Annotated in this window: 22 protein-coding genes, 1 tRNA gene and 1 pseudogene; 5 read left to right on the plus strand and 19 right to left on the minus strand. The window is 71.6% G+C overall.

Annotated elements, in window-relative coordinates; all coding sequences use genetic code 11:
- Window positions 1–123: 123 nt before the first annotated feature.
- The 4 genes from CMS_RS14830 to ubiE form a co-directional block, all read right to left on the minus strand.
- Window positions 124–750 carry an A24 family peptidase gene (locus CMS_RS14830; RefSeq protein WP_012300226.1) on the minus strand — a complete coding sequence of 209 codons (627 nt, stop codon included), beginning with the start codon at window positions 748–750 and terminating at the stop codon, window positions 124–126.
- Between the two features lie 132 nt (window positions 751–882).
- Window positions 883–2,253, minus strand: coding sequence for an FAD-dependent oxidoreductase (locus CMS_RS14835; RefSeq protein WP_012300227.1), 1,371 nt, complete (start codon window positions 2,251–2,253; stop codon window positions 883–885).
- 91 nt (window positions 2,254–2,344) lie between these two features.
- Window positions 2,345–3,418 carry a polyprenyl synthetase family protein gene (locus CMS_RS14840; RefSeq protein WP_041464769.1) on the minus strand — a complete coding sequence of 358 codons (1,074 nt, stop codon included), beginning with the start codon at window positions 3,416–3,418 and terminating at the stop codon, window positions 2,345–2,347.
- A 35-nt stretch (window positions 3,419–3,453) separates the two neighbouring features.
- The gene (ubiE, locus tag CMS_RS14845; RefSeq protein ID WP_041464770.1) at window positions 3,454–4,188 is read right to left on the minus strand and encodes a bifunctional demethylmenaquinone methyltransferase/2-methoxy-6-polyprenyl-1,4-benzoquinol methylase UbiE; all 735 of its coding nucleotides are present in this window, start codon (window positions 4,186–4,188) and stop codon (window positions 3,454–3,456) included.
- A 160-nt stretch (window positions 4,189–4,348) separates the two neighbouring features.
- On the opposite strand from ubiE, the gene CMS_RS14850 reads away from it, so the two are divergent.
- Window positions 4,349–5,623, plus strand: a complete 1,275-nt coding sequence (locus CMS_RS14850) for an isochorismate synthase (protein ID WP_012300230.1) — start codon at window positions 4,349–4,351, stop codon at window positions 5,621–5,623.
- On the opposite strand, the gene CMS_RS14855 is transcribed toward CMS_RS14850, so the two are convergent.
- Window positions 5,620–6,849, minus strand: a complete 1,230-nt coding sequence (locus tag CMS_RS14855; protein ID WP_012300231.1) for an MFS transporter — start codon at window positions 6,847–6,849, stop codon at window positions 5,620–5,622. The two genes, CMS_RS14850 and CMS_RS14855, sit on opposite strands and share 4 nt — an antisense overlap.
- Window positions 6,846–7,397 (minus strand): ArsR/SmtB family transcription factor, encoded by a 552-nt coding sequence (locus tag CMS_RS14860; RefSeq protein ID WP_041465115.1) that lies wholly within the window; start codon window positions 7,395–7,397, stop codon window positions 6,846–6,848. Before CMS_RS14860 ends, CMS_RS14855 begins: the two co-directional genes overlap by 4 nt.
- 97 nt (window positions 7,398–7,494) lie before the next feature.
- Between CMS_RS14860 and CMS_RS14865 the strand changes: the two genes are divergently transcribed.
- Entirely contained in the window at window positions 7,495–8,229 is a 735-nt protein-coding gene (locus tag CMS_RS14865) for a tyrosine-protein phosphatase (RefSeq protein ID WP_041464771.1), read from the plus strand.
- Between the two features lie 33 nt (window positions 8,230–8,262).
- Here CMS_RS14865 and menD read toward each other — a convergent pair whose 3' ends face one another.
- Both menD and CMS_RS14875 read right to left on the minus strand, forming a co-directional pair.
- On the minus strand, window positions 8,263–10,032 hold the full coding sequence (gene menD / locus CMS_RS14870; RefSeq protein WP_012300234.1) for a 2-succinyl-5-enolpyruvyl-6-hydroxy-3-cyclohexene-1-carboxylic-acid synthase: 1,770 nt from the start codon (window positions 10,030–10,032) through the stop codon (window positions 8,263–8,265).
- A gap of 4 nt (window positions 10,033–10,036) precedes the next feature.
- Window positions 10,037–10,471, minus strand: a complete 435-nt coding sequence (locus CMS_RS14875) for a PLD nuclease N-terminal domain-containing protein (protein WP_012300235.1) — start codon at window positions 10,469–10,471, stop codon at window positions 10,037–10,039.
- Between the two features lie 139 nt (window positions 10,472–10,610).
- Here CMS_RS14875 and CMS_RS14880 point away from each other — a divergent pair, with 139 nt between their 5' ends.
- Window positions 10,611–10,997, plus strand: coding sequence for a DUF4229 domain-containing protein (locus CMS_RS14880; protein ID WP_012300236.1), 387 nt, complete (start codon window positions 10,611–10,613; stop codon window positions 10,995–10,997).
- Window positions 10,998–11,007: 10 nt separating this feature from the next.
- Here the strand turns inward: CMS_RS14880 and CMS_RS14885 are convergent, their stop codons facing one another.
- The 10 genes and pseudogenes from CMS_RS14885 to dcd all read right to left on the minus strand — a co-directional run bounded on the left by CMS_RS14885 (window position 11,008) and on the right by dcd (window position 19,391).
- Window positions 11,008–11,385 carry a hypothetical protein gene (locus CMS_RS14885; RefSeq protein WP_012300237.1) on the minus strand — a complete coding sequence of 126 codons (378 nt, stop codon included), beginning with the start codon at window positions 11,383–11,385 and terminating at the stop codon, window positions 11,008–11,010.
- A 5-nt stretch (window positions 11,386–11,390) separates the two neighbouring features.
- On the minus strand, window positions 11,391–12,374 hold the full coding sequence (locus CMS_RS14890) for a 1,4-dihydroxy-2-naphthoate polyprenyltransferase (RefSeq protein WP_041464772.1): 984 nt from the start codon (window positions 12,372–12,374) through the stop codon (window positions 11,391–11,393).
- Window positions 12,375–12,481: 107 nt separating this feature from the next.
- The gene (locus CMS_RS14895; RefSeq protein ID WP_407637317.1) at window positions 12,482–13,225 is read right to left on the minus strand and encodes a histidine phosphatase family protein; all 744 of its coding nucleotides are present in this window, start codon (window positions 13,223–13,225) and stop codon (window positions 12,482–12,484) included.
- Between the two features lie 108 nt (window positions 13,226–13,333).
- Window positions 13,334–14,242 (minus strand): serine hydrolase, encoded by a 909-nt coding sequence (locus CMS_RS14900; RefSeq protein WP_012300240.1) that lies wholly within the window; start codon window positions 14,240–14,242, stop codon window positions 13,334–13,336.
- Between the two features lie 11 nt (window positions 14,243–14,253).
- Complete coding sequence (locus CMS_RS14905; protein WP_012300241.1) at window positions 14,254–16,236, minus strand: M13 family metallopeptidase; 1,983 nt, start codon at window positions 16,234–16,236, stop codon at window positions 14,254–14,256.
- 24 nt (window positions 16,237–16,260) lie between these two features.
- Complete coding sequence (locus CMS_RS14910) at window positions 16,261–17,223, minus strand: IS481-like element IS1121 family transposase (RefSeq protein WP_012297689.1); 963 nt, start codon at window positions 17,221–17,223, stop codon at window positions 16,261–16,263.
- A gap of 116 nt (window positions 17,224–17,339) precedes the next feature.
- Window positions 17,340–17,531: pseudogene (locus CMS_RS16835) on the minus strand (dCTP deaminase); the annotation flags it as partial.
- A gap of 171 nt (window positions 17,532–17,702) precedes the next feature.
- Window positions 17,703–18,095, minus strand: coding sequence for a hypothetical protein (locus CMS_RS14915; protein ID WP_012300243.1), 393 nt, complete (start codon window positions 18,093–18,095; stop codon window positions 17,703–17,705).
- 8 nt (window positions 18,096–18,103) lie between these two features.
- Complete coding sequence (locus tag CMS_RS14920; RefSeq protein ID WP_041464774.1) at window positions 18,104–18,601, minus strand: hypothetical protein; 498 nt, start codon at window positions 18,599–18,601, stop codon at window positions 18,104–18,106.
- Window positions 18,602–18,785: 184 nt separating this feature from the next.
- On the minus strand, window positions 18,786–19,391 hold the full coding sequence (dcd, locus tag CMS_RS14925; protein ID WP_012300245.1) for a dCTP deaminase: 606 nt from the start codon (window positions 19,389–19,391) through the stop codon (window positions 18,786–18,788).
- Between the two features lie 81 nt (window positions 19,392–19,472).
- Here dcd and CMS_RS14930 point away from each other — a divergent pair.
- Window positions 19,473–19,546, plus strand: a tRNA-Gly gene (locus CMS_RS14930).
- 154 nt (window positions 19,547–19,700) lie between these two features.
- Window positions 19,701–20,768 carry a phospholipase D family protein gene (locus CMS_RS17235; RefSeq protein WP_012300246.1) on the plus strand — a complete coding sequence of 356 codons (1,068 nt, stop codon included), beginning with the start codon at window positions 19,701–19,703 and terminating at the stop codon, window positions 20,766–20,768.
- Here the strand turns inward: CMS_RS17235 and CMS_RS16840 are convergent.
- On the minus strand, window positions 20,765–22,045 hold the full coding sequence (locus tag CMS_RS16840) for a DNA adenine methylase (protein ID WP_158309452.1): 1,281 nt from the start codon (window positions 22,043–22,045) through the stop codon (window positions 20,765–20,767). The two genes, CMS_RS17235 and CMS_RS16840, sit on opposite strands and share 4 nt — an antisense overlap.
- Between the last annotated feature and the right edge of the window lie 62 nt (window positions 22,046–22,107).

The following is a 22,107-nucleotide window of genomic DNA, read 5'->3' on the forward strand; positions in this document are numbered from 1 at the left end:
CTCTTCATCCTCTGGCTCGTCAGTACGTCGATGCCGGGGTCTTGGACACTCCCTCCACCGTACGCCCGACAGCGCACGAGGATCCCCACGCACAGACAACCGTCGGCCGGATCCCCTGCGCGCTCACGCGAGCGTACGGGGAGCGGATACCACGACGAGGGCGCCCAGCACGAGCCACGGACCGAACGGGACGGCGGTCGACGCCCGGGCACGGCCCGCGACGAGCAGGGCGGTCGTCGCGACGCCGCCGAGCATCGTGCCCGCGGCGAGGCCCAGCGCGACCTGCGCGGGCCCGAGCTGCCCGAGCGCCAGGCCGATGACGCCGGCGAGCTTCACGTCTCCCGCGCCGCACGCCGCCGCCTGGACGAGGAGGCCGGATCCGCCCGCGACCAGCGCGAGCGCCGCGGCCGCGACGGCCGCCGGAGCCGTGGCCCGGTCGGGCAGGCGGTGCGCGGCGAGGTCGGCGAGCACGAGCACCGGGCCGACGGCGACGACGAGGAGCGCCACGGGGATCCGCGCGGGCGGCGTCTCCGCGACGACCAGGGCGGCGAGGGTGCCCGCGACCAGCGCGGCGACGACCGCGGCGACGCGGCCGAGGCCGGGGAGCGGATCCAGCGGGCGGGCGTCGAGGCCGTCGGGGCGGCGACCCCCGGCGAGGGCGGCGCGGGCGAGCGCCGGGGAGGCGGCGCCGAGCGCGGCACCGGCGATGCCGACCGCGACGAGCAGGGCGGGCGCGGAGGCGGGGATCACGCGGCGACCCTAGGGGCTGCGGCGGGCCGGGCGGGCGGACGGGGGTCCAGCTGGGGACGGACGACGGACGGGCGCCCGCGGGAGGACCGCGGGCGCCCGTCGGCGTCGATCAGATCGTGCGGCGCGCGCCGATCAGACGGACTGGCGGGGCCGCGACGCCTCGAGCATCTCGTCGCGCTCGACCACCTTGATGCGGGCGCGGCCGTGCGGCTGCCCCAGGGCGATCTCGTGCTCGTCGAGCGCGTGCCAGCCGGCGAGGTCGGTGTACTCGATGCCGCGCTCGGCGAGGAGGTCGACGATCGCCTGCTCCTCGGGTGCCTCGGGGGTCCACCAGTCACCCTGGTCGTTGAGCACGTGCGAGACGGTCTCCATGGCGTCGGACTTGGTGTGCCCGATGAGGCCGATGGGCCCGCGCTTGATCCAGCCCGTGGCGTAGACGCCGGGGATCCGGTTGTTGTCCATGTCGAGGACCTGGCCCTCGTGGTTCGGGATGACGCCGCGGCGCTCGTCGAACGGGATCCCGTCGACGGGCGACCCGAAGTAGCCGACCGCCCGGTAGACGGCCTGCACGGGCACGTCGCGGTACTCGCCCGTGCCCTCGACGCCGCCGAGGCCGTCCGGCCGCGTGCGCTCGATGCGCAAGCCCGCGACGCGCGGCTCGGCGTCGTCGGACGCGAGCACCTCCGCGGGGCGCGAGTAGAAGTGCAGGTGCAGCCGGCGGGACGCGGATCCGGTCTCGCGCGTGCGCCACTTCTCCAGCACGCGGCTGATGACCATGACCTGCTTGTTGGTCTTCGCGGCCTCCTCGGCGGCGGGATCCACGCCGAAGTCCTCGTCGTAGACGATCACGTCGACGTCGGGCACCTCGCCGAGCTCGCGGAGCTCGAGCGGCGTGAACTTCACCTGCGCGGGCCCGCGGCGGCCGAAGACGTGCACGTCGGTGACGGGCGAGTGCTTGAGCCCCGTGTAGACGTTGTCCGGGATCTCGGTGGGCAGCAGGTCGTCCGCGTGCTTCGCGAGCATGCGCGCCACGTCGAGCGCGACGTTGCCGTTGCCGATCACCGCGACCTCGCGGGCGTCGAGCGGCCAGTCGCGCGGGAAGTCGGGGTGGCCGTCGAACCAGTTGACGAAGTCGGCCGCGCCGTTCGAGCCCGGCAGGTCGATGCCGGGGATGTCGAGCTCGGCGTCGCGGATCGCGCCCGTGGAGAAGATGACCGCGTTGTAGTGCTTCTGCAGGTCCTCCAGCGTGATGTCGCGGCCGTAGTCGACGTTGCCGAAGATGCGGATGTCGCCGCGGTCGAGCACGTCGCGCAGCGCGCCGATGATGCCCTTGATGCGGGGGTGGTCGGGCGCGACGCCGTAGCGGACGAGGCCGTACGGCGCGGGGAGGCGCTCGAAGAGGTCGATGGAGACGTTGAACTGCTTCTCGGCCTTCAGGATGATGTCGGCCGCGTAGATGCCCGCGGGCCCTGCGCCCACGATGGCCAGCCTGAGCTTGGTCACTGGTGTCTCCGGTTCGTCGTCGTCCCCGTGCCGGCCGTGCGGGGGCGTGGTGGTGCGGATCCCCGCGAGAGCCGGCGGGGACGAGCGGCAGCTAGCGCGTGCGCTCGACGATGGTGTCGGCGAAGCGCGTGAGCGCCTTCTTCACCGGGCCCTGGGGCAGGGGCGCGAGCGCCTCGACCGCCTCGGCGGCCCAGCGGTGCGCCTCCGCGATGGTGCGCGCCGTGACCTCGTGGTCGCGGAGCTCGGCGATGGCGGCCGTGAGATCGGCCTCGGACTCCGGCGTCTCCTCGTGCTCGACGTCGCGCTGGATGCGGGCGAGCAGCGCCGCCGCGGCGGCGTCCGTCTCCGCGAGACGGCGCAGGTAGAGGAGCGGGAGCGTCGCGACGCCCGCGCGGAGGTCGGTGCCGGCGAGCTTGCCGGTCTCCTCGGGCTGGTCGGCGAGGTCGAGCACGTCGTCGACGAGCTGGAAGGCCACGCCCGTGCGCTCGCCGAACGCCAACACGGCCGACTCGAGCTCGGGATCCGCGCCGGAGTAGATGACGCCCATCTGCGCGGCGCACGCGATGAGGGAGCCGGTCTTGTCGGCGAGGACGTCGAGGTAGTGCTCGATCGGATCCTGGCCCTCGCGCGGGCCGATGGTCTCGTGCAGCTGCCCGAGGACCAGGCGCTCGAACGTCGCAGCCTGCAGGCGGATGGCGCGCGGGCCGAGGTCGGCGACGATCTTGCTGGCGCGCGCGAAGAGGAGGTCGCCCGCGAGGATCGCGACGGAGTTGCCCCACACGGCCTGCGCGCTCGGGACGCCGCGGCGCATGTCCGCCTCGTCCATGACGTCGTCGTGGTACAGCGAGGCGAGATGCGTGATCTCGATGGCGACCGCCGCGTCCACCACCTGCTGCGTGTTGCCCTCGCCCAGCTGGGCGATGAGGAGCGCGAGCATCGGGCGCACGCGCTTGCCGCCCGCGTCGAGCAGGTAGCGCGTGGTCACGTCGGCCACGTCGTCGGCGAACCGGACCTCGCGGAGCAGCTGCTCCTCGACGAGCGCGAGCCCGTCGTCGATACTGCGCGCCATGCGGCGGTCGTCGGAGGACGAGAAGAGGCGCTCGGTGAGGCTGGCGTGCGAGGCGACGGAGGCGCCGCGGCGGGCGAGCGGGATGCTCGGACTCATGTTCGGCGTCCTTGTCTGTGGGGGTTCAGTCGCGGTCAGGACGCGGCGGGACGGGGAGCGGCGTGACGGCCGGCGGGCTTGACGCCGCGGTGCAGCGCCACGATCCCCGCAGTGAGGTTACGGTGCTCGACCGACGCGAATCCAGCCGCGCGGAGCCACGAGCTCAGCGTCTCCTGGTCGGGCCAGGCCTGGATCGACTCGTTGAGGTACTCGTACGCGCTGGCGTTGGAGCTCACGAGCTTCACGAGCGACGGGGCGACGGCCTTCATGTAGAGGTCGTAGCCGCGGCGCACGAGCGGCACGGGCGGGGTGCTGAACTCGCAGATGACGATGCGGCCGCCCGGCTTCAGCACGCGGAGCAGCTCGTCGAGGCCCTTCCGCGGCTCGACCACGTTGCGGAGGCCGAAGGAGATGGTGACGGCGTCGAAGGAGTCGTCGTCGAAGGGGAGGTCGGTGGCGTCGGCGTGCACGAACTCGACCCGGTCGTCGCCGGCGAGGCGGCGGCGGCCGACCTCGAGCATCCCCTCGGAGAAGTCGGCGGCGACAACGTGGGCCCCGGATGCGGCGAGCGCGGCACTCGAGGTGCCGGTGCCGGCGGCGAGGTCGAGGATCCGCTCCCCGGCGACCGGGGCGACGGCCCGCGTGGTGGCGACGCGCCACAGCTGGTCGTTCCCTACCGAGAGGAGGGTGTTCGTCCGGTCGTAGGCGCTCGAGACCTCGTCGAACATGGCCGACACCTGGCCGGGCTTCTTGCTGAGGTCTGCTCGCATCACGCGTCCAGTCTATTCGCGCGCGCTGGGCACGCGATGGGCGGCGACCGGATGCCCAGCGGCCGATCAGAGGACGGGGGCGGACGAGCGCGGCGCGGGGTACGTCGGGGGCCACCGCGGTCCCGGGGAGGCCCGGATCCCCGGCGGTAGGCTGGCATCCGTGACCGCATCCCGCGTCCGAGCGCTCCTCGTCGACACCACCCCCGTCGACTCCATCGCCCGGCTCGTCCCCCTCATCGACGCCCGGCACCCGCTCCTGTGGCTCCGGCACGGATCCGGGATGGGCGGCATCGGCGAGGCCCTCCGGCTGGAGTTCCGCGGTCCCGACCGCGTGCGCGACGCCGCCGCCGCCTGGCGCGAGGTCGCCGCGGCCGCGACCGTGACGGATCCGCTCGGGATCCCCGGCACGGGACTCATCGCGTTCGGCGCCTTCGCGTTCGCGGACGACTCGGCGGCCGCGAGCGTGCTCGTGGTGCCGCGGGTCGTCGTCGGGCGGCGGGACGGGGTGTCGTGGGTGACGCGGATCCGGCTCGCCGACCAGGAGGACGGCGACGTCGCCTCCCCGCTCGACGCGCTGGCGGTGGGCTCCCTCCCCGTGCCGGAGGACTCCGGCGCCGAGTACCGCCTGCACCTGCGCCCCGGGTCCATGGGCCCCGACGACTACGAGGCGGCCGTCGCGAGCGCCGTCGCCGCCATCTCGGCCGGCGACGTGCAGAAGGTCGTGCTCGCGCGCGACCTCGTCGGCCGCCTCCCCCTCGGCGGCGACCTGCGCCTCGCCCTCAGCCGCTTCGCGCTCGGCTACCCGGACTGCTGGACCTACGCGGTCGACGGCCTCATCGGCGCGAGCCCCGAGACGCTCGTGCGCGTCGGCGGCGGCACGGTCGGCGCGCGCGTGCTCGCCGGCACGGTCTCGCGCGGCGCGGACGCGCGGGCCGACGCCGCCGCGGCGGCCGGGCTCGCCGCGAGCCCCAAGGACAACGAGGAGCACGCGTTCGCGCGCGACAGCGTGCTCGACGCGCTCCGCCCGCACAGCCGCGACCTCTCCACGACGGACGCGCCCTTCACGCTCAAGCTGCCGAACCTGTGGCACCTGGCGAGCGACGTCACGGGCACGCTGGGCGACGGATCCTCGTCGCTCGACCTCGTGGGCGCGCTGCACCCGACGGCCGCGGTCGCCGGGCATCCGACGGCCGCCGCGCTGGAGCTCATCGCCGAGCTCGAGCCCACCGACCGCGGGCGCTACGCCGGGCCGATCGGCTGGGTCGCGGCCGACGGCGACGGCGAGTGGGCCATCGCGCTGCGCGGCGCCCAGGTGGATCCGTCGGGCGCCATCGTCGCGCACGCGGGCGCGGGCATCGTCGCCGGATCCGACCCGGAGCGCGAGCGCGCCGAGACGGCCATGAAGTTCCGGCCCGTCGTGGAGGCGCTGGGCTAGGTCTGCTCCGCGGGCGCGCGTCGCCGCAGCAGCGACGGCGCCGCGATCCCCGCCACGACGAGCGCGGCCACCGCGCCCGCGACGATCCCGGGGACGGGCCCGGCCGCGTCCACCACCGCGCCGACCCCGGCCGCCGCAAGCGCGACGCCCGTGTTCACGGCCGTGTTGACCCACGCCGACGCTTCCGTGCGCACCTCGGCGGCGGTCTGCTCGTCGGCGAGGAGGTAGCCCGTGGCCATCGCGGGGGCGAGGAACAGGCCGACGGGGACGAGGAGCACGGCGACCGCGACGAGCGCGAGCGGGCCGGGCGCATCGGGCACGCGCAGGGCGACCAGCGCGAGCACGGCGGTCGCGGCGACCATGGCGGCCGCGAGCACGACCAGGCGGATCCGCGCGGGCACCCGCCACGCGCGCGTCCCGTACGCGAGCCCGCCGACCGCGCTGCCCGCGGCGAACGCCGCGAGGAGCGGGCCCGCGAGCGCCGTGGATCCCGCGCGCTCGGCCAGCGCGGCGGCGGCGACCTCGACGGCCCCGAGCACGGCGCCCACGCCCACGAGCGTGACGAGCAGCGGGACCACGAGGGGCTGGCGGAGCGGATCCGACGCGCGGGCGCGGGTGCGCGTCCTCGCGTGCTCGGGATCGGCTCGCGGCCCCTGCGCGCGCGACAGCGGCGACGACGTCATGCCGAGCGTGCCGACCACGAGCGGCCCGACCGTGAACACGATCTCCTCTCCCACCGCGTCGAGGCTGTAGGCGCGCGTCCGCATCCGCACATCGGGCACGAGCGCCGCCCAGACCACGCGCATGGCGGCGCCGAGCGGCGGGAGGAGGAGGCCAGCGGTCGCGGCGACCACCACGATCACGGCCGCCGGCGCGTCCGCCCGCACCGCCGCCACGAGCGCGACCAGCCCCGCGGCGTGACCGAGCGCGAGGGCGACGAGCACGGGGCGCTGGCCGCGCGCATCCACCAGGCGGGCGCGCATGGGCGAGGCGAGGACGTTCGCGAGGCCGAAGGCACCGGTCGCGATGCCTGCAGCGGCGAAGGACCCGCTGGCCGACTGGATGAGGAGCAGCAGCGCGAGCGACACCATCGCGAACGAGAGGCGGCCGAGCATCGCGGGCAGGAAGACGCGGAGCGCGCCGGGCAGCGCGAGGATCGCGAGGTAGCCGGTGCGGGCGGACGCGGACGCGGATGCGGATGCGGATGCGGGCGCGGCGGCGCTCACGCGACGGGATCCGCGGACGTCGGCGCAGGCGTCGCCGCCGTGCGGAACAGCGCCACCGTCGCGCTCACCGCCACGTCCTCGTCGCCCGGCCGGCGCGCCGAGTCGTCGTGCAGCACGGTGCCGAGCTCGCGGGCCAGATCCTGCACGCGGATCCACGTGCCCGTCGAGACCGTGAGCGCCGCATCCGTGATCACCGGCCGCGTCCCCTCCGCGTGCAGCGCCGCGCGACGCGTCAGCTCCGCGGCGAGCGCGGCGGCCACGAGCGGGAGCCCGCCGTCGGCGACGGTCGCGAGCCGCTCCCCGCTCGCCGGCACGTGCCGGTAGCGCCTGGCCGCTCCCCCGCGGATCCGCTCGACGCCCGCCTCCTCGAGGAGCCCCGCCTCGCGCAGGCGGCGCAGGTGGTAGCTCACGTTAGCCTGCGTCTCGCCGAGCTCGCGCGCGGCCTCGGAGGCGCTCACGGGCGACCGCGTGCAGAGCGAGAGGAGGCGCAGGCGCAGCGGGTGGGCGATGACGCGGAGGTCGCGGAGGTCGTTCTGTTCGGCGGGCACGCGCCATCCGACCACGCCGCGGGCACCACTGTCAAACATCCGTTTGAGGGTCGGGAGGATGATGCGGATGCGTCGGCGACCGTGGTCGACTCGGTCGATGACCGCATCCGACCGCACCCTCCCGATCGACGGCCTCGTCAACGGCCGCGACCTCGGCAGCATCCGCCTCCGCGACGGCGGCACGACCCCGACGGGCGTCCTCGCGCGCTGCGAGGACGCCGATCTCATCACCGACGCCGGATGGGAGCGCGTGCGCGAGCTCGGCTTCCGCACGGTGCTCGACCTCCGCCAGCCCGGCGAGCGCGCCCGCGACACGCACCCGCGACCCGGATGGATCCACGTCGCGCACGTCGACCTCGACGGCCTCGACGACCACCCGGACTTCTGGGTGCCCTACTGGGACACCGGCCTCGTCGGCACGCCCCTCTACTACCTGCCGCACCTCGCCGAGCTGCCGGAGCGCGCCGGATCCGCGCTGCGGGCGATCCTCGAGGCCCCCGCCGGCGGCGTCCTCTTTCACTGCGGCGCCGGGCGCGACCGCACGGGCCTCGTCGCCCTGCTCCTGCTGCTCGCGGTGGGCGCCGAGCCGGACGAGATCGTCGACGACTACCTGGAGGCGATCCGCCTGGGCCCGGAGCGGTCGGCGAACTCGGGCCAGCCCGACATGGAGCCCGCGATCGAGGCGTTCCTGGCCGAGCGCGGCACCACGAGCGAGGCGGCGTTCCAAGACGCGATGGACGGCGTCGACCTCGACGGGCTGCTGGAAGCGGTCGGCTTCACCGACGCCGAGCGCCGGGCGCTGCGCACGTGGCGCGGCGCGATCCCGGCGTGAGCCCGGGATCGGGCACCCGACGGGGCGGATCCGCTACCGCGCCAGCGGCACCTCGATGAGCAGCGGCGCCTCGGACGCGGTCGTGAGCGCCGCCTCCAGCTCGCCGTGGGTCGCGGCGCGCAGGTGCGCCCAGCCGTAGGCGCGGGCGAGGCTCGCGAGATCCACCCGCTGCGGTGTGAACATGACGCGGTCGATGGAGGCGGGCGCGGCCGTGCGCGACACCTCGAGGCCGTCGAAGATGGTGCCGCCGCCGTCGTTGCCGACGATCACCTGGATCCGCGGGACGCGCTCGCCCGTGCCGATGAGCAGCGAGCCGACGTCGTGCAGGAGCGTGAGGTCGCCGACGAGCACGCGCGTGATCCCGGCGGCCGCGCTCCCGGATCCCGCCTGCGAGGCGAGCGCGATGCCGAGGCCGGTGGAGATGGTGCCGTCGATGCCGGCGAGGCCGCGGTTGGCGTGCACGCGCACGCGCTTGCCGGGGAGCGCCCGGTCGGCCTCGCGGATGAGGCGCGACGCCCCGAGGACGAGCCGGTCGTGCGGCCAGGTGGCCTGCCAGAGGGCGCGCACGAGGTGGCGGCGGGTGACGTCGGCGCGCACGGCGGCGAGCTCGGCGCGCGCGAAGTCGCGGCGCTCGGCGGGCGTCGTGCCCGAGGGGAGGAGCGGCGCGGACTCGGCGGCGGTCGCCTCGTCGAGGATCGCGCGGCTCTCGTGCACCCACGTGCCGAGCCAGCGGCGGGCCTCGGCCGGATCCGCGGGCTCGCCGACCACGCGCACGGCGGCCGGATGGGCGGTGACGCGGTGGCGGGGGTCGTAGTCCTCGCCGCCGGTGGATCCGACGACGATCGCCTCGACGTCCTCGCGCCCCACGAGCAGCGGGACCTCGCGCGTGAGGGTCGGGTGGCCGAACACGATCACGCGCTCGACGCGGTCGCCGAAGCCCTCGCGGGCGAGCAGCTCGCGGAAGGAGACGACGAGGTTCGGGCCGAAGTGGGATCCGCTCGAGATCTCGGCGGCGAGCGGCCAGCCGCCGGCGCGCGCGAGCTCCTCGGCGGCCTCGCCCGCGGCATGGCCGGCGACGACGAGCGTGCGCGGGCCGTGCGGGAGGTCGAGGACGTCGGCGGTGGCAGGCCCGGCGGGCGCAGGCGTGGCGGGAGCGGCGGCGCGCACCTCCGCGACGGCCTCGGTGAGATCCGGCACCGCGACGGACAGCGGATCCCGGAACGCCACGTTCACGTGCACGGGCGTCCGCTCGTCGCGGGCCCGGCGGTACGCGTCGCGGGCGAGGAGCGCGTCGCGCGCCAGGTCGTCGTCGGTCTCCTCGGGCGCGGGCACGTCGATGCACGCGACCCGGTCGCCGAACATGCCCGGCTGGCGCGTGGTCTGGTTGCTCGCGATCCCGCGGAGCTCCGCGGGACGGTCGCCCGTGAGGAGCAGCATCGGGACGCCCGAGTGCCAGCCCTCGAGCACGGCGGGATGCAGGTTCGCGACGGCCGTGCCGGAGGTCGTGATGACGGGCGCGGGCCGGCCGGACTCGACGCCGAGGCCGAGCGCGAGGAACCCGGCGGCGCGCTCGTCGATGCGCACGTGCAGGCGCACGCCGTCGACGCGCTCCAGCTCGGCCGCGACGAGCGCGAGGGCCTGGGAGCGGGAACCGGGGCAGAGCACCACGTCGGTGACGCCCTCGCGCACGAGCGCGAGCAGCATCGCGATGGCGCGGTCCGTGGACGGGTTGCCCGTGCGCGGCCCGTCCGCGGAAGCGGAAGCGGAGGCGGACGAGGTCGGGAGGGCGTCGGCGGCGGCCACCGGGTCAGGCGTCCCGGCGACCGGGCGCGCCGCGGTCGTCGTCGCCGTCCGGGCTCGGGCGCGGGGCCGTGCCCGTCCCCCCTGCGCTCGTGGGGCCGTCGGCGTCGGGGCCCGTGCCGTCGCTGTCGAGGTCAGCGAGCTCCTGCTCGAGGCGGCGGATCCGCTCCTCCTCCGACCGGGTGCGGCCGAGGCCGGAGAGGAAGTCGGGGTCGTCGTCGGGGCCGAGCCGGCGGCCGGATGCGCGCGCGAGGTCGGTGCGGTCCTTGCCGATCGTGAGCCACAGGATGCCGCCGATGAGGGGCACCAGGACGACCACCGCGATCCACGCGGGCTTCGGGAGGCCGCGCATGCGGGTCCGCGGCGTCAGGGAGGTGTCCACGATGACGAAGACCGTGAAGAACACGATCACGACGGCGAGACCGATCAACAGGCGGGGCATCTACAGATGGTAGCTCCGCAACCGGGGAGGACGCCGGGCGTCCGGCGAGCGGGACGAGGGCGCCGGCCGCGCCCCGGCTGGGCGGCGGCGGCCTGTGGGGGCGAGGGGCCCGCCCAGGCGCCCGACCTATGCTGGCCCGGTGAGTTCCCGTCGCTACTGGCTCGTCTACACCGTCGTCCGCATCCTCCTGTTCGCCGTCCCGTTCGGGCTCGTCGTCGCGGTGAGCCCGGACTTCTGGCCGCTCGCCGCGATCATCGGCGCGGTGGTGTCGTTCTGCGGGTCCTACATCTTCCTGCGGAAGCAGCGCGAGGCCATGGCGGCGGATCTCGCGGCCGTCGCCGCCGGGCGCCGCAAGCCCGTGGAGGACGACGACTCCGAGGACGCCGCGGTGGACGCGGCCGAGCGCCGGGTGCGCGCGGCCGGATCCGCCGACGTCGCGACCGGCGCCACGGGCACCCCGGGCGCCGGCACCCCGGACATCGCTGCGGCCGCCCCGCGCGTCGACGGCGAGGCCGAGCGCAGCTGACCCGCGCGCGTCAGGCCGGGTCCGGTGGTCCGTCGCGCTCGATCGGCACGTAGGCGACCCGGCGGCCGCCCGTCGTCGGAGCCGTGTCGCGCACCGCGGGCGGGGTCGTGCGCGTCGACGGCGTGAGGCGCCCGCCGTCGAGCACGAGGTACCGCTCCCCGGGCCCGGCTTCCTCGATGGCCCGCGCCACCCGGGCCGCGAGCGCGGCGGCCGCGCGTTCGGGATCCGCCGCCCGGCGCCCCGCCCACCACGCCTCGAGCGCCGCGTCGACCACGAGGACCGAGCGACGCCGGGCCCCCGACCGCTGTCGCAGCGCGAGCAGCCGCGGGTCGTCGGTCGGCCACGTCTCGTGGTCGGCGTCGAGCGCCTGGACGAAGGCGGGATCCATCGAGGTCAGAACGCGAACGCCGCCCCGAGCCCCAGGCCGAACGTGAGCGCGGCCATGCTCGTGAGCTGGAGCGACAGAATCAGCTCCTTGGGGGTGCGGCCGGTGCACGCGATGATCGCGGCCGGCAGCGCCAGCACGAGCGTGAACAGCACCAGCAGCGCCTTCGGGTAGAAGAGGAAGAAGAAGACCACGACCGCGTAGGCAATCGCGACCTCGATGCAGTAGACGATGCGCGAGCCGCGCGGGCCGAGCCGCACCGCGAGGGTGCGCTTGCCGACCTTGCCGTCCTGCTCGATGTCGCGGATGTTGTTGACCATGAGCACGGCGCACGCGAATCCGCCCGCCGCGACGCCGCCCAGCCAGCCCTCGCCCGTGATCATGCCGATGAGGATGAACTGCGTGCCCGCGGTCGCGACCAGGCCGAAGAACACGAACACGACGACGTCGCCGAGGCCCGCGTAGCCGTAGGGGCGCTTGCCGCCGGTGTAGAAGTAGGCCGCGACGATGGCGACGGCGCCGACCGCGAGCAGCCACCAGTGGCCGGTGATCAGCACGATCGCGAGGCCGGCGACCGCGGCGAGGCCGAGGAACGTGAGCGCCACGGTGAGCACGGTGCGGGGCTTGGCGGCGCCGGATCCGGTGAGGCGGGCGGGGCCGACGCGCACGTCGTCGGTGCCGCGGACGCCGTCGGAGTAGTCGTTGGCGTAGTTCACGCCGATCTGCAGCAGCACCGCGACCGCGAGGCAGAGGAGCGCGAGGCCGAGGGAGACGCCCTCGTCGGGGCCCATGGCGCGGGCCGCTCCGGCGCCGATCGCGACGGGGGCCACGGCGAGCGGGAGGGTGCGGATGCGGGCGCCGGAGATCCAGTCGCGCGCGGTGGCCGTGCGCACCTTCGCCGGGTTGCCGGAGCGGGGATTCGCGGGCGATCCCGGGCGGGTGCGTGCTGCGGATGGAGGGGCCTGCCGGGTGCGCTTCTTCTTCTGTGCCACGAGGGGCGATCCTACGCGGGGGGAGCCGGTGCACGACCGCGCCGGGCGATCGGAACCGCGCCGGGGCGCCGGGCCGCGCGACGACGGCGCTCCCGGCGGCCGCGGCGCTACCGGCTGCCGCCCACGGGCGACGGCGCCCAGCCGTCGGCCGGGCAGTTCCAGCGCATGATCGCGTGGCGGCCGTGCTCGAAGCCGAGCTCGCTGAGCGTCGAGGTCGAGAGCGTGAGGATCCCGCCGGCCTCGGCGGGCAGGCCGACCCACGCGACGGCGAGCGCGCGGATCACGTGCGCGTGCGCGACGAGGAGCACGTCCTGGCCGGACTCGAGCACGGGCAGCACGCGGTCGAGCACCTGGAGCACGCGGTCGCGGACCTGCTGGGACGTCTCGCCGGGGGTGTCGCCCGCGGGCACGCCGTCGGTCCAGAGGTCCCAGTGGCCGCGCTCGGACTGGATGTCGGCGGTCGTGCGGCCCTCGTACGCGCCGTAGTCGAACTCGACCAGCCGGTCGTCGACCTCGGCCTGGTCGCCGTAGCCGATGAGCTCGGCCGTGCGCTGCGCGCGCGAGCGCGGGCTGGCGAGCACGAGGCCGAACTCCGTGCCCGCGAGCACGCCGCCGACCGCGCGGGCCTGCTCCTCGCCGGTCTCCGTGAGGGGGATGTCGGTCGTGCCGGTGTGGCGCCCGTTGACGCTCCACTCGGTCTGCCCGTGGCGCACCATGACGATGCGGCCGCGGACCTTCTCCTGCCACTCCGGGGTGCCGGGGATCTCGGCGCGCGCGATCGCGGCGTCCACCTCCGCGTACATCGGCGCGACGTCGTCGCGGGCGAGGCGCTTGGCGGTGGCGGGATTCATGCCGGTCATCGTGGGGGTCTCCTCCGTCGCCCGGGAGGGGTGGCGGGCGACATCCGACTCTACGCCCGGGCGGATCCACGACCGCAGGGCGCGGAGGATCCGCGCGGCTCAGTGCACGTGCTCCAGCAGGTCGAGCCCGACCACGCCCAGGGCGTCGCGGACGGCGAGGCGGGCCCGGAGGTCCGCGTCGTCGAAGTGGACCATGACGGCGTAGGCGACCGCGCCGCGCGGCCCGCGGAGCACGCCCGCCTCGGCACGCACGCCCGCGTCGACGCCCGTGCAGTCGACCAGCGCCATGCCGTGCTCGCCGCCGCGGCCCACCGGCGCATCCAGCCCGAAGGACGCCGCGACCAGCGAGCGGTCGGTGTTGAGCGCGAGCCAGCCGACGACGCGCGTGCTCGTCTCCTCGTCGACCACCTCGCCGTGCACGAGCGAGGCGAAGAGCGACGCGAGCTCGCAGGCGGATCCGACGGAGAGCTGCGGGGCGTCGTCCGGCCCGCGGGTGCCGCGGGCCATGTCGAGCAGCGCGGTGCGGCGGAGGCCGAGCGACTCGGCGCGCGTGCGCACGGCGTCGAGGCCGACGAGCCCGAGGAGCGCGTTGGTGGCGGCCGCGTCGCCGGTCGCGCCGACGAGCGAGGCGAGATCCGTGACGGGCAGCGACGGCACCACGAGGTGGCGCCAGAGGCTTGCGGTGCCGCCCTCGTCGTCCGACAGGCGATCCACTGGGTGCAGGGGCGAGAGGTCGCCGCCGGTCATGCGCGCGGACAGCTCGACGAGGAGGAGCACGCGGCCGAGGCCCGCGGCGGGGAGGGCGACGTGGTCGTCGACCGAGAGCACGACGTCGCCGGAGTCGAGGTCGGTGGCGCGGGCGGCGACGCGCATCCCGTCGAGGGCGAGGCCGCCGAGGGCGCGGAAGGGGGAGCGGAAGCCGTCGGTCGGCTCCTGCCCCGCGTGCCGCGCCGCGCCGCCCCCGGTGTGCCGGGGGCGGCGTCGCGGATCCTCGCCGGCGGCGGCCATCGCGCGGCGCGTCACCAGATGGTGACGCGGGCCTCCTCGTCGAGCCAGAGGCCGTCGCCCGGCTCCACGCCGAACGTGTCGTAAAACGCGTCGATGTTGCGGACGATCTGGTTGCAGCGGAACTCGTTCGGCGCGTGCGGGTCGATGGCGAGCAGGCGCTGCACCTCGGCGTCGCGGCCCTTCTGCTGCCAGGCCTGCGCCCAGGAGAGGAAGAAGCGCTCGGCGCCCGTGAGGCCGTCGATCACGGGCGGCTCGGCACCGTCGAGCGACAGCAGGTACGCCTTCCACGCGATGGAGAGGCCGCCGAGGTCGCCGATGTTCTCGCCGATGGTGAGCGCGCCGTTGACGTGCGGCGCGTCGGGGCCCGTGAGCTGCGCCGGCACGAGCGCGTCGTACTGCTGGATGAGCGACGCCGTGCGCTCCTCGAACGCCGCGCGGTCCGCCGGGGTCCACCAGTCGGTGAGGCGGCCGTCGCCGTCGTAGCGCGAGCCCTGGTCGTCGAAGCCGTGGCCGATCTCGTGGCCGATGACCGCGCCGATCGCGCCGTAGTTCGCGGCCGGATCCCGCGCCTCGTCGAAGAACGGGAACTGCAGGATCGCGGCCGGGAACACGATCTCGTTGAAGCCCGGGTTGTAGTACGCGTTGATGGTCTGCGGCGTCATGAACCACTCGTCGCGATCCAGCGGGGCGCCGATCTTCGCGAGCTCGCGGCGCGTCTCGAAGCGGGCGGTCGCGCGCACGTTGCCCACCAGGTCCGTCGGGTCGATCTCGAGCGCCGAGTAGTCGCGCCACTTGTCGGGGAAGCCGATCTTCGGGGTGAACTTCTCGAGCTTTTCCAGCGCCCGGCTGCGCGTCTCGCCGGTCATCCACTCGAGGCCCGAGATGGACCGCCGGTACGCCTCGACGAGGTGGCCGACGAGCACGTCCATCTCGGCCTTCGCGGTGGGGCTGAAGTGGCGCTCGACGTAGATGCGGCCGATGGCCTCGCCCATGGATCCCTCCACCAGCGAGACGCCGCGCTTCCACCGCACGCGCTGCTCGGGCGCGCCCGTGAGCGTGCGGCCGTAGAAGTCGAACGACGCCTCGGAGAAGAGGCGCGGCAGCAGCGCCGCGTTGGAGCGGACGACCTGCCAGGTCAGCCAGTCGCGGAGCGCCGGGATCTCGGCCTCGGTCAGCAGCGCGCCCAGGCCCTCGGCGAAGCTCGGCTCGCGGAGCACGACCTCGTCGAGCGCGGCGGCGGGTGCCTCCAGGGCGTCGCGCCAGACGTCGAGGTCGGCGCCGGCCGCCGTCGCGACCAGCTCGCGGAGCTCGGCCCACGTGACGAGGTTGTAGGTGGCCTGGCTGTCGCGCGTGCGGACGTTGTCCCAGTGGAAGGCGGCGATGCGGGTCTCGAGGTCGAGGATCCGGTCGGCGCGGCCGGCGGGGTCGTCCAGCTGGGCGAGGCCGAGCATCCGCTCGACGAAGGCGCGGTACGCGTCGCGGATCGCGGCGTGGCCCTCCTCGCGGTAGTAGCTCTCGTCGGGGAGGCCGATGCCGCCCTGCTCGATCTGCACGACGTAGCGCTCGGGGTCGCCCGGGTCGTTGTCGACGAAGAGGCCGAGGAGGCCCGAGACGTTGGTCTGCTCGAGGGTGCCGAGCGTGCGCAGGAACGACGGCACGTCGGTGACCGCTGCGGCCGCGTCGAGGTGGTCGCGGATGGGCTCGACGCCGAGCCGCTCGACGCGCTCCTCGTCCATGAAGCTCGTGAAGAGGTCGCCCGTCTTGCGCTCCTCGGTGCCCGGCTCGGCGTCGACGGCCTCCTCGATGATCACCCGCACGGCCTCCTCGGCCGCCTCGGCGAGCTGGTGGAACGAGCCCCAGCGGGCCTTGTCGTCGGGGATCTCGGTGCGGTCGAGCCAGCGCCCGTTCACGTGGAGGTAGAGGTCGTCCTGCGGGCGCACCCCCTGGTCCAGCTCGTCGGTGCGGATCCCGGTCGGAGGTGTCTCGGCGCTCATGGGCACGAGCCTAGGTGTACTGAGTCATGACGTTGGTGACACTCGGGCCGCGGGCGTGAGCCCGTGGCTTGAGTGGATTCGTTCAGTGTTGTAGTGCTCGATGAAGGGGTCAAGCGCGTCGGCCCGGTGTTGGTTGCTGGTGAAGGGTTGCCGGTAGGCCCACTCGGTCGCGAGGGTCCGGTTGAAGCGCTCGACCTTGCCGTTCTGCCAGGGGCAGTGCGGGCGGATGAACTTCTGCCGCGCGCCCAGGTCCTGGACGGCGTTCTTGAACACGGTCGAGTGCCGGTAGGCGAACGCGTTGTCCGTGATGACCCGCTCGATCCGGGTGATCCCGCGCCCGGCGAAGTACGCCGCTGCGCGGGTCAGGAACCCGGCCGCGGTCGCGCCTTTCTCATCGGGATGGATCTCCGCGTAGGCGAGACGGGTGTGGTCATCGACCGCGGCATGGACGTAATCGAACCCGATCCCGCGGCCGCGGACCTGCTCGCTGCGCCCGTGGACCCGCCAGCCGCCTCCGTCCGGGATCCTCCCGAGCTTCTTCACGTCCACGTGGATCAGATCACCCGGATGCTCGTGCTCATACCGGTGCGCCGTTGACCGGGATGCCCGGATCACGGCCCCGGTGACGGGGTCCAACCATGCCAACGGCGGCGCCCCGTGCCGGCGCAGGATGCGGGAGATCGTACGGGATGGAACACCTGTCACCGGCGCCAGCCGCGCAGGACCCGCCCGCAACTGGGCCCGCGCTTCCAGCACGGCCCGTTCCCGCTCCGGGCTCGTTCGCCTCGGTACTGACCGGGGCCGCGATGACCGATCCGTCAGCCCTCGCAGCCCCTCGGCACGGAACCGGTTCACCCATCGATGCGCGCACTGCCGCGACACCCCCAGCTCCCGCGCGACGTGCGCGACCGGCCGACGATCCTCCACCACCCGCCGCACGAGGAGAACCCTCCCGTGAACCGTCAGACGAGCATTACCGTGGGACATCGAGGCCTCCTGGCGATGGTTGAACTGAACAGCTCCATCAAGCCAGGAGGCCTCTTCACGCCGCCAGAAGTGTCACCAACGTCACGGCCGGGTACAGCTAGATGCCGCGAGACCGGCTACTCCCCCGACTGCCCCGCGTCCGTCACCGTCACGTCGGTGTGCACGAAGTTGAGGTACGAGCGGGAGGCGGTGGGGCCGCGCTGGCCCTGGTAGCGGGAGGCGTACTCGCCGGATCCGTAGGGCTTCTCGGCCGGCGACGACAGGCGGAAGAAGCAGAGCTGGCCGATCTTCATCCCGGGCCACGCCTTATCGTCGGAGATGAAGTCAGCTACCAGCTCTTCCTGAAGTACGGGTTGGCCGAGGGGGCGGTGCTGGAGCCCGACTGGTGGTCGACGAGAGCGCAGGCGCGGTTGTACGTGGAGGAACTCCAGGAGAACGACTTTCCCGCAGCGCCGAGCTCGATGTACTGACCGTTGAGGTCAGCAGGGACCGTTGAGGTCAGCAGGGACCGTGTAGGACGCTGACGCCTGCTGCGAGACGGTCTCCGATACGCCGAGGGTGACCCCAGCGGTGACCGAGGCGGACGCGACGACTGCGTCGGCGCTCAGAGTGCCTGAGACGGAGACATCCGCTTTGGCGGTGCTGCTCTGCCCTGCGGCGATCGTCAGGACCGCGCCGCCGTCTCCGTACGCCCGGAAGTCTCCGGGAATGTAGGTGTCGACCACATCGGTGACGCTGATGTCGGGACCGTCGCCGGCGCATTCAGAGTCCGGCGTGACGTCTGCGGCCTGGGCGGCAGTGCCACCGCCGAGGAGGACCGCGGTGACGCCGATGGTGATGGCGGGCCGGGTGAGCCGGGTCCAATCGCGCATGATGATCCTCACTTCGTCGTGTAGTACGTGGTCAGCCAGTACCGGCTGCCGTTCGGGATGCTGACGTCCAGGGTCGTGCTGGCGGTGGGGTCGTCGAGAGGGACTGCAGCGATGCTGGTTCCCGAATCACCGCATGTCGCTCCGACGCGGTTGGGCTTGGCTTGTTCGACGTCGATCCAGTAGGTCCCGGAGCCAGTGCACGTCAGCATCATCACGACCTTGGTCGTGGCAGGGTCGCCTGGAGGACGCAGCGTGAGGACGCCATTCTGGTCGCCGGTGAAAGTGCCAGTGGACTCACGGACGGGGTACGTCGCAGCCACACGGGCGTCCATGTCGGCGAAGCGGGTGTCGTCGCTCGGCCCCTCTGCCGCAGGCGATGACGTCGGCGACGAATCAGGAGGCGGTGCGGAGGCGGTGTCGAGGTCCGTGCATCCAGAGAGGCTCAAGGATGTGATCACGGCTGCGCACGCGATCAGCGTCGACGGCGCGCGGCACATTGCGTTCATCGGCGGCCCTCCTGGATTGCGGTCGGTGAAGTGTCACCGGAAGGAAGGCATTCGCGCCCGCCCTGTCCACAGGACTCCTCGAGATCCCCGAGCGAGACGGCCGCCGGTCTCCGGCGTCGCTCACGATGGCGCCGCCGGCCAGGCGCCTACCCGGAGGAGCGTGCCGCAGAGGTGGCGCGAAGGGCTACTCGCCCGACTGCCCCGCGTCCGTCACTGTCACGTCGGTGTGCTGGAAGTTGAGGTACGAGCGGGAGGCCGTCGGGCCGCGCTGGCCCTGGTAGCGGGAGGCGTACTCGCCGGATCCGTAGGGCTTCTCGGCGGGCGACGACAGGCGGAAGAAGCACAGCTGGCCGATCTTCATGCCGGGCCAGAGCTTGATGGGCAGCGTCGCGACGTTGCTGAGCTCCAAGGTGACGTGCCCGGAGAACCCGGGGTCGATGAAGCCGGCGGTGGAGTGCGTGAGGAGCCCCAGGCGGCCAAGCGAGCTCTTGCCCTCGAGGCGGGCGGCGACGTCGTCGGGCAGGGTGACCATCTCGAAGGTGGATCCGAGGACGAACTCGCCCGGGTGCAGGATGAACGGATCCCCCTGCTTCGCCTCGATGAGGCGGGTCAGCTCGGGCTGGTCCTCGGCGGGGTCGATGTAGGGGTACTTGTGGTTGTCGAACAGCCGGAAGAAGCGGTCGATGCGCACGTCGATGCTCGCGGGCTGCAGCATCCCGGGGTCGTAGGGGTCGAGGGCCACTCGTCCGGCGTCGAGCTCGGCGGTGATGTCACGGTCGGAGAGGAGCACGGCAGGAGCCTACCGGCGCTGGGCGGTGCCCGGCCGGAGTCTTGCTAGGCTGTGGTCTCGACCCGGCCCGAGGCCGGTCGCGCGAGTGTAGTTCAATGGTAGAACTTCAGCTTCCCAAGCTGATAGCGCGGGTTCGATTCCCGTCACTCGCTCCATTAGGCGCCTCTATTGCGTCCAGGCCATGACCAGATTGCAAGTATCTTGGGGCGCAGAGCGTCAGGCTCTGGTCCTTGACACTTTCGATACTTATCGGCACCCTCAGAGTGGAGCGTTACCACGGACAAGCTCCCACCACCACTAGGAGCCCAGGTGTTCACTTTCCAGCATGGCAGCGATCAAAGCGAAACGCTTCTTCGGGCCTTATCACTCGAAGCCCGCGGGGCCGTAAGCGGAGGTGGAGTATTCGCTTGGACCACGACATATGGAGCGACAGCATTTTTTAGCGATCCAGAAATCGCCCAACTGCTTAAGCTCAGAACGTTTCGTTTGATCGTCGGTACGGACGCCATCACCGACGTCGCCGCGATCAGAAAGCTGCAGCAGCTTTCCGCAGATCACCCACACTTGCAAGTGGAGGCGCTCGTCAACCCGACGTCTTCACTTTTCCACCCGAAATTCGCGTGGTTCCAGCACGTCACACACACGTCGCTCATAGTAGGTTCGGGGAATCTGACTAGGGGCGGCCTGTTGTCAAACTGGGAAGCCTTCACTGCAATCCGTATTCAAAATGAAGACGAAGCCACAGCGCTTGGCCAAATTTCGCAATTCTTTCAGAACCAAGCAGCAAATATTCGCAACCTCGACGATCCAGATGTCCTCGCCCGGGTAGCGAATAATAGCGGAAGCGAGCGTAGACTGAAGCACGAGGCCGCCCGAGTGGTCAGCGCCGAACCGGACAAAGTCGTCTCCGACAGCGCCAGCGTCTTCATTACCGAAATTCCGAAATCAGGAAATAGGTGGAGTCAAGTCAACATTAACCGAGCTAGCTTTGAATCGTTTTTTGGCGTACAAGCCGTACACTCGCGACAGCTTCTCTTTCAACAAGTTCTTGCATCTGGCGAACTCGGTGATGCAGAAAGCCGCAAGTCCGTAGTCGTTAAAAGCCAAAATTACCGGTTTGAATTATCCGCAGCGCGGGGGCTCGAGTACCCGCCAACGGGACGACCGATCGCAGTATTTGTTAAGATCGACAATGATCAAATTGTTTACTCTTTGGTAATGCCATCGCAATCCGTGCATAGTGAATTAGATGCGTATCTAAACGCCACAGGGCCTAATCGGATAGATAGAATGCGCAAAGTGCGATGCACGGGCATAGAACTAAGGCGCGCCATCCCGTCCCTCCCGCTACTTCAAGCAACCCTGCCCGACGCCTAGAGACTTGCGCTAATCATTACTTCGGCCTGAGGGGCAGCGACTCCGTTAAAACGCGTTGCATTGAACTTACTATGCACTGACTTTTCAATGCGCATAACATCTACCTTAGCGAAGTGCACCTTAGCGATTTGCACGAGTTCGTCGATCGAGATCAAGCGCGTGTTTGGCCGAGCCTTGGTCCCCTGTCCCTGGGGCGAGTACGACAGTACAATTGCTGCCTCTTTCTGTCGCGCCAAACTAAAGAGATCCTCGAAGGCCTTTGAAGCCTGAGAGCGAATACTAAACGGGCTTTGATGCCGCTCCTTGCGATACAGCCCGCGGCTGGGGGAGCTTGATCCGGGCGCACTTGCAACTCCGGGATCATCACCAAGCGCAATCGTCTCAAGGACGTGGTAAAAACGACTGTAGTGATCGCGCGTGTAAGGCGGATCGGCGTAAATCACACTTGTGTTTCGTTTTAAGGCAGAAAGGATGTCTCGATAATCGCCGACTGCTGTGGTGCATTCGTATGCCGTCGGTGTTAAATCGTTATATTGTGATAATTTCTTTTCGAATAAGTTAAAGGCCGATGCGGTTCGGTTGGCCACGCTACGCTGAATAGCGGCCATCTTGAGGACACCAACCCTGTCTCTGAGACGCATTGGTTGGGCGAAGTGATTGCCCACGGTCCCAACGCTGTCACTTGCGCTACCCAACAGGGCAGCCAAAAATGTGTCGCCGCCTGGACTTGAACGCTCATACTTTATTGCCGCGGATAGTGCATCAATTTCTAAAGCTTGCCGAAAAGAGAAATATGCCCCTCCGTAGTACCGCGATACCGTCCCTCCCGCCGCCTCCAAAACAGATGCCGCTCGCGATAAGAGTCTCGAATAGGCGGATGTCTTCAAGTCGCCGCTCGCAATTATGCCTTTTTCGACATAGTCTGCATACGCGTCAGGGTTTTGACTCACAGATGCAAGCGCGTCGTCTTCGTACTTCAGAAGGTCAGTGAGCTCGTTACCAAGAGAACCAAGCCAGTCGGTTGCCTTGCTAATAATTGGGGCTGCGTAAAGCATGTCTTGGTGACGCGACTTACAAAGAGCCGAGGAGAGAATCGCTGAATAATGCTGAACATCGGATGCGAGCACTGGGCGCTCCTGCGCAAGTGAGCGTGCGACAACACCACTGCCGGAAAACAGGTCTACCGCAACTTTACCGGGCGAAGCGACGCTCTCTACCGCGGACGAAATTTCAGCTAAATAGCGCGTCTTATTACCCAGGTAGTGAATTGGCCTCATGCCAGACTCGTCGTTAATTATTTCGCTCCAATTACGTGATTCGATTCCGCCCCGGCCAAGCG

The organism is Clavibacter sepedonicus (assembly GCF_000069225.1).
Classification (GTDB): Bacteria; Actinomycetota; Actinomycetes; order Actinomycetales; family Microbacteriaceae; genus Clavibacter; species Clavibacter sepedonicus.